Annotated in this window: 11 protein-coding genes and 1 pseudogene; 8 read left to right on the top strand and 4 right to left on the bottom strand. The window is 38.4% G+C overall.

The features are described 5' to 3' along the window. Positions 1–126 precede the first annotated feature (126 nt). The 4 genes from ileS to OOZ15_RS11505 all read left to right on the top strand — a co-directional run bounded on the left by ileS (position 127) and on the right by OOZ15_RS11505 (position 5,856). Entirely contained in the window at positions 127–3,990 is a 3,864-nt protein-coding gene (gene ileS / locus OOZ15_RS11520; RefSeq protein ID WP_265956561.1) for an isoleucine--tRNA ligase, read from the top strand. 4 nt (positions 3,991–3,994) lie between these two features. After that, positions 3,995–4,375, top strand: a complete 381-nt coding sequence (locus OOZ15_RS11515) for a TraR/DksA family transcriptional regulator (RefSeq protein ID WP_265956560.1) — start codon at positions 3,995–3,997, stop codon at positions 4,373–4,375. A gap of 93 nt (positions 4,376–4,468) precedes the next feature. Next, on the top strand, positions 4,469–5,089 hold the full coding sequence (locus OOZ15_RS11510; protein WP_265956559.1) for a hypothetical protein: 621 nt from the start codon (positions 4,469–4,471) through the stop codon (positions 5,087–5,089). A 125-nt stretch (positions 5,090–5,214) separates the two neighbouring features. Next, positions 5,215–5,856: a lipoprotein signal peptidase gene (locus OOZ15_RS11505; RefSeq protein ID WP_265956558.1), complete on the top strand. Its 642-nt coding sequence runs from the start codon at positions 5,215–5,217 to the stop codon at positions 5,854–5,856. Here the strand turns inward: OOZ15_RS11505 and OOZ15_RS11500 are convergent. Beyond that, complete coding sequence (locus OOZ15_RS11500; RefSeq protein WP_265956557.1) at positions 5,844–6,407, bottom strand: 5-formyltetrahydrofolate cyclo-ligase; 564 nt, start codon at positions 6,405–6,407, stop codon at positions 5,844–5,846. The two genes, OOZ15_RS11505 and OOZ15_RS11500, sit on opposite strands and share 13 nt — an antisense overlap. Before the next feature lie 5 nt (positions 6,408–6,412). Then, positions 6,413–6,820 (bottom strand): response regulator, encoded by a 408-nt coding sequence (locus tag OOZ15_RS11495; protein WP_265956556.1) that lies wholly within the window; start codon positions 6,818–6,820, stop codon positions 6,413–6,415. Positions 6,821–7,221: 401 nt separating this feature from the next. On the opposite strand from OOZ15_RS11495, the gene uvrC reads away from it, so the two are divergent. Both uvrC and OOZ15_RS11485 read left to right on the top strand, forming a co-directional pair. Beyond that, on the top strand, positions 7,222–9,009 hold the full coding sequence (uvrC, locus tag OOZ15_RS11490) for an excinuclease ABC subunit UvrC (protein ID WP_265956555.1): 1,788 nt from the start codon (positions 7,222–7,224) through the stop codon (positions 9,007–9,009). A gap of 19 nt (positions 9,010–9,028) precedes the next feature. Then, positions 9,029–11,257 carry a patatin-like phospholipase family protein gene (locus OOZ15_RS11485; RefSeq protein ID WP_265956554.1) on the top strand — a complete coding sequence of 743 codons (2,229 nt, stop codon included), beginning with the start codon at positions 9,029–9,031 and terminating at the stop codon, positions 11,255–11,257. A gap of 354 nt (positions 11,258–11,611) precedes the next feature. Here OOZ15_RS11485 and OOZ15_RS20300 read toward each other — a convergent pair. Continuing rightward, positions 11,612–11,868: pseudogene (locus OOZ15_RS20300) on the bottom strand (Txe/YoeB family addiction module toxin). A 1-nt stretch (position 11,869) separates the two neighbouring features. Continuing rightward, on the bottom strand, positions 11,870–12,124 hold the full coding sequence (locus OOZ15_RS11475) for a type II toxin-antitoxin system Phd/YefM family antitoxin (RefSeq protein WP_265956553.1): 255 nt from the start codon (positions 12,122–12,124) through the stop codon (positions 11,870–11,872). A 274-nt stretch (positions 12,125–12,398) separates the two neighbouring features. Here OOZ15_RS11475 and OOZ15_RS11470 point away from each other — a divergent pair, with 274 nt between their 5' ends. After that, positions 12,399–13,556 carry a homogentisate 1,2-dioxygenase gene (locus OOZ15_RS11470; RefSeq protein ID WP_265956552.1) on the top strand — a complete coding sequence of 386 codons (1,158 nt, stop codon included), beginning with the start codon at positions 12,399–12,401 and terminating at the stop codon, positions 13,554–13,556. A 139-nt stretch (positions 13,557–13,695) separates the two neighbouring features. After that, positions 13,696–14,835 carry a 4-hydroxyphenylpyruvate dioxygenase gene (gene hppD / locus OOZ15_RS11465; protein ID WP_265956551.1) on the top strand — a complete coding sequence of 380 codons (1,140 nt, stop codon included), beginning with the start codon at positions 13,696–13,698 and terminating at the stop codon, positions 14,833–14,835. Positions 14,836–15,261: the final 426 nt, after the last annotated feature.

Here is a 15,261-nt window from a genome sequence, read left to right as displayed (position 1 = left end):
TAGTATTTTTGCCAACTTTAATCCCACTAACAGGATTAGTTTCAAGGCGTTCTACTTAAGAAGAAGTTATTTTTTCGTTGGAATGTTTCAAAGGGAGTTGATTACGATAAGGAAACCGAATTATAAATGAAGTTTACAGAATACAAAGGATTGGATTTGCCTAAAACTGCTGAAGAGATTCTTAAGTTTTGGGAAGAGCAAGCTATTTTTGAAAAAAGCATCACGAGTAGGGAAGGAAAAGAACCGTTTGTGTTTTATGAAGGTCCACCGTCTGCAAATGGATTGCCCGGTATTCACCACGTAATGGCCCGTGCCATCAAGGATATTTTTTGTCGTTACAAAACCCAAAAAGGCTATCAGGTAAAACGAAAAGCAGGATGGGACACCCATGGATTGCCTGTAGAACTGGGAGTTGAAAAAGAGCTGGGAATTACCAAAGAAGATATCGGTACAAAGATTTCTGTAGAAGAATACAACGCAGCTTGTAAAAAAGCGGTAATGCGCTACACGGATATCTGGAACGATATGACCCGCAAAATCGGGTATTGGGTAGATATGGAAGATCCGTACATTACCTATAAATCCAAATACATGGAAAGTGTTTGGTGGCTTTTAAAGCAAATTTACGATAAAGGCTTAATGTATAAAGGATACACGATTCAGCCTTATTCGCCTAAAGCCGGAACGGGATTAAGTTCGCACGAGCTGAACCAGCCCGGGACTTATCAAGATGTTTCCGATACAACGGCAGTGGCTCAGTTTAAATGCCTCCCCCCAACCCCCTCCCAAGGAGGGGGAGCTGAAGGTAACTCTATTGAAAAGGCATTTAATTACACTCCCCGCCTAAGGCGGGAGACGGAGGGGGCTTTCCTTTTGGCGTGGACGACCACTCCGTGGACTTTGCCGTCAAACACTGCACTTACTGTAGGGCCTAAAATTGATTATGTTTTAGTAAAAACTTTTAATCAATATACTTTCGAACCTATTCACGTAGCGGTAGGGAAACCATTGCTTAAAAAGATATTCAGCGGAAAGTATTACGAAGCCGAAAGCGAAGAAGACTTTGGAAACTATACCGAGAAGGCTAAAAAAATACCTTATCAGGTGGTAGCGGAATGTAAAGGATCCGATTTGGTCGGAATTAAATATGAGCAGTTATTGCCTTATGCTCAACCCTGTAAAAATCCTGAAAATGCATTTCGCGTTATCAGCGGGGATTTTGTAACCACCGAAGATGGTACCGGAATTGTTCACACCGCACCTACTTTTGGTGCAGATGATGCCAAAGTGGCCAAAGAAGCTATTCCCGAAGTGCCTCCTATGTTGGTCTTGGATGAAAATGATAATCCTGTGCCTTTGGTGGACCTTCAGGGACGTTTCAGGGCAGAACTTCCAGAGATCGGTGGGAAATATGTGAAAAACGAATATTATACAGAGGGTGATGCCCCCGAGAAGTCGGTTGACGTAGAGATTGCCATCAAATTAAAACAAGAAAACAAAGCCTTTAAGGTAGAGAAGTACGTCCACAGTTATCCGCATTGTTGGCGAACCGACAAACCGGTGCTTTACTATCCGTTGGACTCTTGGTTCATTAAAGTAACTGAGGTAAAAGACAGGATGTATGACCTGAATAAAACCATCAACTGGAAGCCAAAAGCTACCGGTGAAGGTCGATTCGGGAACTGGCTGCAAAACGCAAATGATTGGAATTTATCCCGTTCGCGTTTCTGGGGAATTCCGTTACCGATATGGCGTACGGAAGATGGAAAAGAAGAGGTTGTTGTCGGCTCTGTCGAAGAATTGAAAGACGAAATGAAAAAAGCAGTGGATGCCGGCCTTATGGAGGCTGATATCTTTGCCGATTTTGAAGTGGGCAATATGAGTGAAGAGAACTATGATAAAATCGATCTTCATAAAAATATTGTCGATAAAATTACTTTGGTATCGCCTTCAGGGAAACCAATGAAGCGGGAAAGCGATTTGATCGATGTTTGGTTCGATTCTGGCTCAATGCCCTATGCTCAATGGCATTATCCGTTTGAGTCCCCCTCTGACTCCCCCCAAGGGGGAGAATTGAATTCTCCTAAATATGAAACAGCAAGGAAGTCATCTTATAATTTATTAAAACAATTAAAAGAAGAGCGTAAAAAGCGTCCTACTGAAACAGAAAAGATCCTTTGGGAAGCTTTAAGAGCTAAGAAATTGGGTGGGCACAAGTTTAGGAGAGAGCATATTATAGATGAATTTATTGTTGATTTTGTTTGCCTTTCCCAACGTTTGGTTATAGAAGTTGATGGAGGATACCACGATTTACCTGAAATTAAGGAGGCTGATGAACTCAGAACAAAAATATTGGAAGATTTAGGGTATAAAGTAATCCGTTTTGCTAACGAAGAAGTAATCGGAGATATCGATACCGTTCTTGATAAAATAGAAGAAGAATTAAAAAGCCCCCTCTTTGGGAGGGGGTTGGGGGGAGGCTTTTTCCCGGCTGATTATATTGCAGAGGGTGTTGACCAAACTAGAGGATGGTTCTACACTTTGCACGCTATCGGAACCATGGTTTTTGATTCCGTAGCCTATAAAAATGTGGTTTCCAACGGACTTGTACTGGATAAAAACGGACAAAAAATGTCGAAACGACTGGGTAATGCAGTTGATCCGTTTACAACCTTGGAAGAGTACGGTCCGGATGCTACCCGATGGTATATGATTTCGAATGCCAATCCGTGGGATAACCTGAAATTTGATTTGGACGGTGTAGCCGAAGTACGAAGAAAATTCTTCGGAACCCTTTACAACACCTATTCTTTCTTCAGTTTGTATGCCAATATCGACAACTTCACCTATGAGGAAGCCGATATTACTTTGGATGAACGTCCGGAAATAGACCGTTGGATACTTTCCGAATTGAATACTTTGATCAAGAAAGTAGATGAAGCCTATGCAGATTATGAGCCTACAAGGGCGTCAAGAGCCATTTCAGACTTTGTTCAGGAGAATTTGAGCAACTGGTATGTGCGTTTAAGCAGAAGACGTTTCTGGAAAGGGGATTACGGGAAAGATAAGATATCTGCTTATCAAACGTTATACACCTGCTTGATGACCGTAGCCAAGCTGGGGGCGCCTGTAGCACCTTTCTATATGGACCGATTGTTTAGGGATTTGACAGCGGTGACCAACAAAGAATCGTTTGAGAGTGTTCACTTGGCAGATTTCCCTCAATATGTCGAAAAATTTGTTGATAAATCCTTGGAGGGCAAAATGGAAAAAGCACAAATCATTTCATCCTTAGTGCTTTCACTGCGCAAAAAGGAAATGATCAAAGTGCGTCAACCTTTGCAAAAAATAATGATTCCCGTGCTTGACGAGAACCGGCGTAAAGAAATAAAAGAAGTTGAAGAGCTCATCAAATCTGAGGTAAATGTAAAGGAAATTGAGCTAATAGATGATGCTTCAGGCATATTAGTGAAGCAAATTAAGCCGAATTTTAAGGTTTTAGGACCTAGATTCGGGAAAGATATGAAATTGATTACCAATAAGATAGCCGAATTCGGGCAACCGGAAATCCAGAAAATAGAGAAAGACGGCGATATTCTTATGGATATTAATGGAAAAAACATTACTTTAGGAATCGATGAAGTGGAAATTTCATCACAAGACATAGAAGGATGGTTAGTAGCCTCTTCAGGCTCTATAACCGTAGCATTGGATGTAACGATCACAGAAGATCTGAGAAATGAAGGTGTAGCAAGAGAATTGATAAACAGAATTCAAAACCTTCGTAAGGATTCAGGGTTTGAAGTGACAGATAAGATAGATGTGAGGTTACAAAAAGATGGTTTAGTAGAAAAAGCTGTACAAAATAACTTGGATTATATTAAAACTGAAACCCTGACAGCACAGCTTAATTTTGAAGAACATCTTGATAATGGTATGGAAATTGCTTTTGACGAGGTAAACACCAAATTAATTATTCAAAAACACTAATCCTATGGCAACAGATGTAAAAGTGAGATACTCAGATAAAGATTTAGCAGAATTCAAAGCTTTAATTGAAGGAAAGATTAAAAAGGCCTATCAAGACCTTGAGCTTTTAAAGAGTTCTTATAAAAACGACGGTAATAATGGTACGGACGACACATCGCCTACTTTTAAAGCCTTTGAAGAAGGTTCAGAGACTATGAGCCGTGAAGCGAATACACAATTGGCGCTACGTCAGGAAAAATTTATCAGAGACCTGAAGAATGCCTTGGTGCGCATTGAAAACAAAACTTATGGTATTTGTAGGGTTACCGGAAAGCTGATCAACAAAGACAGGCTTAAACTGGTTCCGCACGCAACTTTGAGCATCGAAGCTAAAAACATGCAATAAGGCCAAAAGCCTTGACTTTTATCATAATATTGGGAAACGCTCTTGTAAAAAGGGCGTTTTTTGTTGTAAATTATATCACATAAAATTAATGGTGTGAGATTCTTGTTGTTTATTCTTTTTATAGGAGTTGGTATTACTGGCTATGCCCAAAAAGAGGTTCGTAAATCCATCAGTGTAAAAGAGATTACTTTTGTTCAGGTGGATGCGGAAAATGTTTTTGAGGTCGTTATTGATACTCATAAAGCCGATCAAATAATTGCAGAGGCCTTTATGGAGGGAGAATATCAAAACGAACTCATGATCAGTTTAAAGGAAGAGGGGACTACCTTATGGATAGGAACCGAATTTAGGCCGTCGTATGCCAACCCTAATGATAAATTAAGTGCCCATAAGGTGCTTTCAGTTGCGCTCCACATTACTTTACCTGAACACATGGAATTAAATGTGCAGGGCAAGGGTACAACTATGAAATTGTCGGGGAATTATAAGGAGTTGAAAGCTGTTACCAATAGCCAATGGGTGTTTTTAAAAGATATTACCGGGGCTATTTCTGTAAAAACTATTGATGGCGATATTTTAACTGAAAATATTAAGGGGAAAATGGTAGCCGATTCCAAATATGGGACGGTAAACAGTTCGTTTGTCAAAGACGGTCACAGTTATTTTGAGTTAAATTCGGTAAATGGTGATATATACATCAATAAAAAAGAATAATATCCTTATTTTTACCGCCGTTAAAATTATCGTTCTAAGGTAATTATGCTGAGCGCATGCGTGTCGCTGAAGCTATACCGTAAGCACAGTTGAAACCTAGCGATTTTTTATATTATTTGGGAAATATGTCATTAAAGAAAGCATCATTTATCATAGTTCTGGTCTTGTTGATCGACCAAATTTCAAAGATTTACATAAAAACACATTTCGTTCTTGGAGAGCATGTCGAAGTATTCTCCTGGTTTAAAATCCTTTTTATAGAAAACGAAGGCGCTGCATGGGGAACTAAGATCAGCGATATCATCCCTTTTATTTCTGATGAAGCTGGAAAACTTTTCTTGACAGTTTTCAGGCTTATTGCCATCTGCGGAATTGGGTATTGGCTATACGACTGTGTAAAAAAGAACAGTACACGAACATTGATAGTCTCTGTCAGTTTGATCTTTGCCGGAGCCTTGGGGAACATTATCGATTCTGTTTTCTTCGGAATTATTTTTAATGACAGTTATGGTCAAGTGGCCACTTTGTTTGCCGATGAGCCTTACGGTTCATTGTTTCACGGAAAAGTGGTAGATATGCTTCATTTTCCGATGATCGATACGGTTTGGCCGGAATGGGTGCCTGTGTTGGGGGGGCGAAGTTTTAGTTTCTTTGACCCTGTTTTTAATATTGCTGATTCTGCCATCAGTGTTGGAGTGGCTATTTTAATCCTGTTCAACAAAAAAGCATTTCCGAAAGATCCTGGACTTTTAGCTCAAAAGCGATAAGTTTTTTCCGGTGTAACACAAGCATCCAATGGAATATCCTCTTCTGTGATATCATCGATATATTCTTCGGGAGGGAAAAATGAAAGTCCTATTTTGACAACATCTTTTCCACAAGAAGCCAAAAAGCGATCGTAAAACCCTTTTCCGTAGCCAATTCGATTACCTTTTTCATCATAAGCCAGTAACGGAATGAAAACAACATCAATTTTCTGAGTGGGGATTTCTATACCGTCTATGGGCTCCGGTATACCATATTTATTCACTGATATAGCAGTATTATCTGTAAGAAGAAAGTTGGTAAGTAAGCCAGTTTTAAAATCACTTTTGGGGATGAGAACTTCTTTATCCTTTCCTTGAAGAATACTCAGGATGTATGAGGTGTCAACTTCTTTTTGAGTCTCGATGCTTAAAAAGATATGGTAAAATTTTTTATTCCATATATCGACAGCCAAAAGCTGATTGGCAATGGCGATACTCAGGTCTTCAATTTGATTATCGGTAAGGGCAGCACGCTTTTTTTTATATGTTTCGCGTAGCTGGTTCTTGTCCATAAGTCTTACACTTGTTGAAACATTTCTTCCAGTTCACCCAAGGAAATAGGTTTTATCCAATAGTCAGAAACTTCTTCAAAAGCCTTGGCGCGCTGAATGTCTTCCGGGTTGATGGAAGAGCTCACTACATATAGGGTCATCGGACGTTTCAATTTACTTTTGATCTTGACAAACTCATCGAGAAATTGCCAACCGTCCATAACAGGCATATTGAGATCCAAGAGGATTACTTGGGGAATTTTATCTTCTTCAGGCTGTTCAAACACTCCTTTAAAATAAGAAAAAGCTTCACTTCCATTCTCAAAAACTAGAAATTCTTTGCAAAGTTTCTTGATGTCCAGTAGGCGGGACAGCATCTTTACATATAATTTATCATCATCAATAATGCAGGCTAAGTCTATTTTATGGTTCATTCAGTATTTTGTTAAGTTAAGGGGTCACAATCTACAATTAGATGTGGGTAAATATAGTTTTTTTTTAAAATCTAACGTTATAAAATTAGCTTGAATCCGTCTAAATTAAAAGGAAATAATGTTTTTCAGTAAATTATATTGTGTTTATTCTACATTATTTTTGGAATTGAATGTATTTTAAACTTGATGTGGATATATTTTTATATTGAACTCATTTAAGCTTTTTTGATTGAAGCGAGAATTGATTATTTTGGCTCTGATTGAAGGCTTTTTTGAGTTGCATAGCAGCGCTACGGAAAGAAAAAAAGGCAAAAAGCAGAGCCAAAAGAACAATTTTATAGCCAATTAAGGAAAGTTTAAATGAGTTCTGAATTATCTTTGAAAAGAGAATTTAATGGCTAATGAAGAAAACCCCGATAGAAATACAACTCCAAACGCTTCCTGAAAATCCGGGAGTGTATCAATTTTATAATAAAGAGGGGAAGATTTTATATGTTGGAAAGGCCAAAAATTTAAAAAAACGGGTTTCTTCTTATTTTTATAAAAACCAAGAATACGGAAAAACCAGGGTGCTGGTAAAGAAAATTAAAACCATCAAACACGTAGTGGTGCCTACAGAAACTGACGCACTATTGTTGGAGAACAATTTGATAAAGAAATATCAGCCCCGCTATAACGTCATGCTGAAGGACGACAAGTCCTATCCCTGGTTGTGTATCAAAAACGAGCGTTTCCCGCGAGTTTTTCCGACGAGAAACCTGATAAAAGACGGCTCGGAATACTTCGGTCCCTACACCAGTATGAAAACTGTGAGGACACTCCTCGACCTTATTAAAGGTTTGTATGCTTTACGGACGTGTAATTATGACCTTTCCAAGGAAAAAATTGATGCGGGAAAATACAAAGTCTGTCTGGAATATCATTTGGGAAACTGTAAAGGTCCGTGCGAAGCGTTACATTCTGCAGAAGATTACGACAAACAGATAGCGGCCATTCGGGAAATCATCAAAGGGAATTTTAAGGATTCCTTGACCGGATTTAAAAAACAGATGAAGCAATTGGCTGCAGAAATGCGTTTTGAAGAGGCTCAGGAGATGAAAGAGAAGATCGATGTGTTGGAAAATTATCAGGCGAAATCAACGGTTGTAAATCCCAAGATAAGCAATGTAGATGTTTTTTCGATCATTACGGATGAGAGTTTTGGGTATGTGAATTTCCTGCAACTCTCCTACGGATCCATTATCAGGGCGCACACCATTGAGATCAAAAAGAAATTGGACGAGAGTGATGAAGAATTGTTGGAACTGGCTGTTACAGAATTGAGAACACGTTTCAATTCACAATCCAAAGAGATTTATGTACCTTTTCCGATAGAAGTTGCAGAAGGGGTGAAAGTAACCATTCCCAAATTGGGTGATAAAAAGAGAATTCTCGAACTTTCTGAAAGGAACGCCAAGTTTTACCGGCAAGAGCGCTTTAAGCAAATCAAGATCACCGATCCGGACAAGCATGTAAAACGGATCATGGGGCAAATGAAAAAAGATTTGCGTTTGCAGGAAGAACCACGACATATTGAATGTTTTGACAATTCAAATATCCAAGGAACCAATCCGGTGGCGGCTTGTGTTGTTTTCAAGGATGGAAAGCCGAGTAAAAAAGAGTATCGGTATTTTAACATAAAAACGGTCACCGGTCCAGACGATTTTGCTTCGATGGAAGAGGTAGTACACAGACGATATAAGCGCCTTATGGAAGAAGATGAGCCCTTACCGCAGCTCATTGTGATTGATGGAGGTAAGGGGCAACTGTCATCTTCGCTAAAAAGTTTGGACAGGTTGGGATTGAGAGGTAAAATAGCCATTATAGGTATAGCCAAACGTTTGGAGGAGATTTATTATCCCGGGGATTCCATTCCGTTATATCTTGATAAAAAATCGGAAACCCTCAAGATTATCCAACATATGAGAAATGAAGCACACAGGTTTGGAATTACATTCCACCGAAATAAAAGGAGCAAGGCAGCGATCAATTCAGAATTGGAGCAGATAGAAGGGATTGGTGAAAAGACGGCCAATGAGCTTTTAAAGACATTCAAATCGGTAAAAAGAATCAAAGAAGCTCCGATGGAACGGTTAATAGCAGTTGTGGGTAATGCAAAAGCCAAAAAGATTTACGAGGCTTTTCATTGAACTCGTTTAAATAGGTTTTATGGTTAAAAAAGGATTTTTATTAATAGCGGTGATGTTACTTTCCGTTCGCTTTTTTGCGCAAGAGGTGAGTCAACACGATCCCAAAGTCGGACTAGTTTTAAGCGGTGGCGGAGCAAAAGGCTTGGCACATATCGGAGCATTGAAAGCTATAGACGAAGCCGGAATACGGGTGGATTATATCGGTGGAACGAGTATGGGAGCCATAGTAGGAGCACTGTATGCGACCGGGTATGCACCTTCACAATTGGATTCTATCTTTAAGGAAACCAATTTTGATGTACTGTTGCAGGATAAGGTGCCGCGTACAGCTATGTCTTTTTACGAAAAACAAAGTCATGAACGATATGCCTTGACTTTGCCGTTTGATAAATTTAAAGTGTCTTTCCCAACATCGCTTTCCAAGGGACAGAATCTATACAATCTACTCTCAAGATTACTTTTTGATTACAATCATACAGAAGATTTTAACGAACTTCCCATTCCTTTTTTCTGTATGGCAACAGACGTGGAAACGGGTGAGCAGATCAAATTGGATAAAGGGTATTTGCCAAGGGCCATTGCTGCTAGTGCAGCCATTCCATCTTTTTTTGAACCCGTTCCGTATGGTGAACGCCTGTTGATAGACGGTGGAGTGAACAATAATTATCCCGTTGATGAAGTGATAGCTATGGGGACCGATATTATTATAGGTATCGATGTGCAAGACTCGTTGGCGACCAGGGAAAATCTGAATTCTGCTATAGACGTACTAACGCAAATCAATTTTTATAATACGATAAACGATATGAAGGAGAAGTTGAAGAAAACAGATCTTCATATAAGACCAGACATTAAAGGATTCAATATGATGTCTTTCAGTAAAGGGAGCGTGATCATAGAAAATGGATATGAGGCCGCAAAAATGAAAATGCCGCAATTAGACAGCATTGCCCGTTTACAGATAAAGAAGCCTGAAAAACGACTTTCCATAAAGCTCAGGGATAGTTTTTTGATTGATAAATTGGCTCTGGAAGGTAATAAAAAGTATACCCGGGCATATATTAAAGGAAAGCTGCGTTATACCACAGAAGAACTTACCGCTTTTGATGATTTGGAACAGGGGATGAGTAATTTGATGGCTACCAATAACTTTAACGGTATTAAATATGAACTTCGCCCCAATCGGAAGGGCTATGCGTTAACGCTTCCCATTTCTGAAAGTCATAATGAAATGCTGTTGAGAATGGGGGTCCATTATGACGGATTGTACAAATCTGCAGCATTGTTTGGGATCACCAAAAAACATTTGTTCTTTAATGATGATGTATTGTATTTTGATTTTATCATGGGCGATAATGTGCGCTATGATTTTGAATACTACCTCGACAAAGGCTTTTATTGGAGTTTTGGTGTAAAATCCCGGTTCAATTATTTTGAAAAAGATATTGATTACGATTTTTTACCGGAAAGTTTAGCAGAACAATTCCCGGATTTGAACAGTCTTGATGTAAAATTGTCTGATGTTACGAATCAAATATATATGCAAACTGTCTTAAGGGAAGAATTTACTTTTGGAGTAGGTTTGGAACACAAATTCTTAAAAGCCCAAACAGAAACTATTACTGATGATAATGGTGATGATATGGTGTTGGAAAGCCACGATTATTTCAGTAGTTATGGCTTTTTAAAGTTTGATTCGTTAGACGATAAGTATTTTCCTTCCAAAGGTTTCTTTTTCGATGGAGACTTTCACTTATACCTCTTCGGAAGCAATTTTGATGGTAATTTTAGTCAATTTTCCATCGCAAAAGCAAAAACGGGCTTTGCGGTTCCCATCACCCATAATATTTCTTTCGACCTTTTTACTGAAGGCGGATTTAAGTTTGGAAGTACCGAAACTAGGGCACTGGATTTTGTTCTCGGCGGATATGGAAATGATTTTATAAACAACATTTCGCCTTTTTTGGGTTACGACTATATAAGTTTTGGTGGGGATAGTTATGTAAAAGGAACTTTCAATGCCGATTGGGAATTTGTAAAGAAAAACCACCTGAATTTTACTGTCAATTACGCCAATGCCGGTGAGAATATCTTTGAACGGGGAGAGTGGTTTACATTACCCGATTATTCTGGTTATTCCATAGGTTATGGTTATGAGTCTTTCGTCGGCCCCGCTCAGGTAAAATTCAATTGGTCTCCTGAAGTGGAGGAAAGCTTCCTTACATTCAGTATAGGTTATTGGTTTTAATCTAATAGCGTCCAAAACGTTTTCATTAAATTTTTTAAACATACTGAATTTGCTGAGGTTTTGATGAAATTTCAATGTTTGTGGTTTGGTTTTGGCCTACTATAAAAACATTGAAAATCAAGGAAGCAGTGGTGGCAAGAAGATAAAAATCTGTTTGAGTTCCGCCCCCAAGGCGGAATGAGTTATTTTTATCCCTGCCGGCAGGCAGGTGTGGCGGTGGGTTCCGTAGTATTTTCTTATGTTTTTATCGTCAGCCTAGATTTTTTTGGCTTGGTTTATCCTGAGCGTAACCGAAGGGTTTTTTCATCGATGGAAAAAATGAACAGGTGAAATTTATTTAGGACATAATTGGTTTTAATCATAGTGAAATCTACATTTTGCTATTAAAATCTCACCTTCATTATATTTATAAATCAACCGGTGTTCATGGTCAATTTTTCTTGACCAAAATCCGGAATATTTGTGTTTCAAGGGTTCAGGTTTTTCAATTCTTTCAAATGGATTTTGTGCAATATCTTTCAGCAGTGCATTGATTTTTTTAGTTTCTTTTTATCTGTTTTTTGCCAATACAAATAATCCTCCCATGACTCATCTACAAAAACATACTTCATTTTAGTCTTCGATTAAGTCTTTTTCAAACGCTTTTCCGCTTTTTAATTTTTTGATAGCTGAATCTAATTTCTTTTCATTTTTTCGGGATGATAATTCGTAATTTGTCGCCATCAATGAATTGTATTCGTTTATGGACATCACAACAATTCCAGAGTCTTTTCCGCGATTTATAATCAAAGTCTCAAAGTTTTTGGTAACTCTATCCAAATATGATTTTATGTTTTTTCTGAAGTCAGATACGTTTGCTGTCAGCATAATATGTTGTATTGTATATTGTACAATATATAAGTATATTTATTGAATTCAGAAAAAGTTTAACATTATTGATATTGTTATTTCATACGATTTATAACTAGATATATTTAATAATTAGTGGAAATCTCCATTAATTATTACGATATTTGTAATAGTCAACTACCTCGGGATAGGACCATGAGGTACTCAAACGAATGAACCATAGTCTATTTCGATGCAGCCCCGACGGTTCGGGGGTAATAATACCCACTTAGTGGGATCAAACGTTTTCGTTATGCCTTTTTATCATAAACTAGGTAAAATACCGCCTAAAAGACATACCATCTTTAAAAAACCAGATGGCAGACTGTATTATGAGCAATTGTTCGGTACCATTGGTTTCGATGGGATGTATTCAAATTTGTATCACATCCACCGACCTACACAGGTTAAAGAGATCAAGGGTAAAAAAAATGTAGCACCAAAGATTTCCGTAGCGAATAATATAAAATCGTATCGCTTTCACGGATTTAAGGTCAAGCCGGAAGATGATTTTCTGGACAGTCGAAAGCCAGTTTTGACCAATTCAGACTGTACCATACAATTGGCAGCGCCCAAAAAGTCGGTAAAGGATTATTTTTACAAGAATGCCGATGCTGATGAACTGATTTTTATCCATCAGGGAAGCGGAAAACTGCGCACACATCTCGGGAATTTAGATTTTTCTTATGGTGATTATCTATTAATCCCAAGAGGAATCATTTATAAAATTGATTTTGATACAGAAGACAATAGACTTTTTATTGTTGAATCGAGACGCCCTATTTATACGCCAAAAAAATACCGAAATTGGTTTGGGCAACTTTTGGAGCATTCGCCATTTTGTGAACGCGATATCCGCAAGCCGGAAGAATTGGAGTCTGTTGATGAAAAAGGGGAGTTTTTAATGAAAATCAAAAAACAGGATGAAATCTTCGATATGGTTTATGCAACACATCCTTTTGATGTGGTGGGTTACGACGGATTTAACTATCCTTATGCGTTGAGTATCCACGATTTTGAACCCATAACGGGGAGAATACACCAGCCACCTCCCGTACATCAAACCTTCGAGACCGATGCGTTTGTAGTTTGCAGTTTTGTACCGCGTTTATACGACTACCATCCAAAGAGTATTCCTGCACCCTACAACCACAGCAATATAGATTCTGATGAGGTTTTGTATTATGTAGACGGTGATTTTATGAGTAGAAATGATGTAGACAAAGGACATATTTCCCTACATCCGGCAGGGATTCCGCACGGGCCTCATCCCGGTGCCGTAGAACGCAGCATAGGAAAAACAAAAACCGATGAGTTGGCAGTGATGGTAGATACGTTTAAACCGTTGCAACTAACGAAAGAAGCCATGAAAATTGCCGATGAATCCTATCACAAGTCGTGGCTTGAATAAGAAAAAGATATGTATTGATGCTGAATTTCAGAGTTGACATAACACCCCATTTAAGAGCGATGTGGTAAACGCTATACAAGGAGAATTTGAGGGAGTATAAAGGAGTTAAATTTATGGTAAACTTTTAAATTTTGAAAAAATGTCTTTAGATACAACATCATTAAAATTAAATAAAGAAGTAGAAGATGCCGCCGATTTTCTGCCACTTCTCGGGACAGATTATGTGGAATTATATGTTGGTAATGCAAAACAGGCGGCACATTATTATCAATCGGCTTGGGGATTTCAACCTATGGCCTATTCCGGTCTCGAAACCGGGGTAAAAGACCGGGTGTCTTATGTGTTGCAACAGGATAAAATAAGGCTTGTTTTGACTTCGCCACTTACAGAAGGAGGAGAAATCAACAGGCATATAGAAAAGCATGGCGACGGGGTAAAAGTGATTGCTTTATGGGTAGACGACGCTGTTAAAAGCTATAAAGAAACTACAAGCAGGGGAGCCAAAAGCTATATGGAGCCCAAAACCCTGAAAGATGAAAACGGTGAAGTGGTCTTGTCGGGTATACATACTTATGGCGAGACAGTTCATGTTTTTGTAGAGCGAAGCAATTATAAAGGAGCTTTTATGCCGGGGTTTAAAGCTTGGAATCCTCAATACAAAACTGCTGAAACCGGATTGAAATTCATCGACCATATGGTGGGGAATGTAGGTTGGGACGAAATGCGGAAATGGTGTGAGTTTTACGCCAAAGTAATGGGGTTTGCACAATTGGTGTCTTTTGACGATAAGGATATTTCTACAGACTATACCGCGCTGATGAGCAAGGTGATGAGTAATGGTAACGGACGCATAAAATTCCCGATTAATGAGCCGGCTGAAGGGAAAAAGAAATCCCAGATTGAAGAATATATCGAATTTTACAACGGAGCCGGGGTACAACATATCGCATTGGCTACAGATAATATCATTGAAACCGTAAAGCAATTAAAATCACGAGGCGTTGAATTCTTATACGTTCCGGAAACATACTACGATACAGTTTTGGACAGGGTAGGCGAAATTGATGAGGACTTAGCTCCTTTAAAAGAGCTGGGAATTCTGATCGATAGGGACGATGAAGGTTATTTGTTGCAACTTTTTACCAAGCCTGTATTGGACAGACCGACAATGTTTTTTGAAATTATTCAGCGAAAAGGTGCAAAATCGTTTGGAAAAGGCAACTTTAAGGCACTTTTTGAGGCCATAGAACGTGAGCAAGAAATGCGAGGTACGCTATAAAAGGTTTTATTTTTTATTAAATTATTAATTGTCAGGAGGCCAGTTTGCGTTCTCAGTTATAAAAAAGTTAAACTTACTTGTTATGCTTGCATAACATTTATTTTGACGTATATTTGCACTTGCAAAAGGGGTGGTGCCCTATTGCAGACTTTAAGTAAAGTTTTCATAATTTAAAGTTTTGGTTGGTTAATGAAAAAAACTCGGCTTCGGTCGAGTTTTTTGCTTTTATGTAGTTTTGGAATAATAATTGTTAATTCTCGTTATAGGAACGGTAATATAATTGATTTTATTATTTTTACACTGGACTCACTAAAACGGGTTCACAATTAAATTGAATGATGAAACGAACATGAATTTTTTTAATCAAAAAATACACACAGCGTGTGTGATTAAAATAAATTCATGAGAGAGCGAAGCGATTCCATG

This window comes from Galbibacter kalidii, from assembly GCF_026241135.1.
GTDB lineage: Bacteria > Bacteroidota > Bacteroidia > Flavobacteriales > Flavobacteriaceae > Galbibacter.
Note: the sequence above shows the minus strand (reverse complement) of the source record. Positions and strands in the feature narration are given on the sequence as shown.

Excerpts from the sequence above, each read along its gene's own strand:
- OOZ15_RS11500 (WP_265956557.1), bottom strand. The coding sequence starts at position 6,407 with ATGGACAAGAACCAGCTACGCGAAACATATAAAAAAAAGCGTGCTGCC.
- OOZ15_RS11475 (WP_265956553.1), bottom strand. The coding sequence starts at position 12,124 with ATGCTGACAGCAAACGTATCTGACTTCAGAAAAAACATAAAATCATAT.
- uvrC (WP_265956555.1), top strand. The coding sequence starts at position 7,222 with ATGAAGAAAACCCCGATAGAAATACAACTCCAAACGCTTCCTGAAAAT.
- OOZ15_RS11485 (WP_265956554.1), top strand. The coding sequence starts at position 9,029 with ATGGTTAAAAAAGGATTTTTATTAATAGCGGTGATGTTACTTTCCGTT.
- OOZ15_RS11470 (WP_265956552.1), top strand. The coding sequence starts at position 12,399 with ATGCCTTTTTATCATAAACTAGGTAAAATACCGCCTAAAAGACATACC.
- OOZ15_RS11505 (WP_265956558.1), top strand. The coding sequence starts at position 5,215 with ATGTCATTAAAGAAAGCATCATTTATCATAGTTCTGGTCTTGTTGATC.
- ileS (WP_265956561.1), top strand. The coding sequence starts at position 127 with ATGAAGTTTACAGAATACAAAGGATTGGATTTGCCTAAAACTGCTGAA.
- OOZ15_RS11495 (WP_265956556.1), bottom strand. The coding sequence starts at position 6,820 with ATGAACCATAAAATAGACTTAGCCTGCATTATTGATGATGATAAATTA.
- OOZ15_RS11515 (WP_265956560.1), top strand. The coding sequence starts at position 3,995 with ATGGCAACAGATGTAAAAGTGAGATACTCAGATAAAGATTTAGCAGAA.
- hppD (WP_265956551.1), top strand. The coding sequence starts at position 13,696 with ATGTCTTTAGATACAACATCATTAAAATTAAATAAAGAAGTAGAAGAT.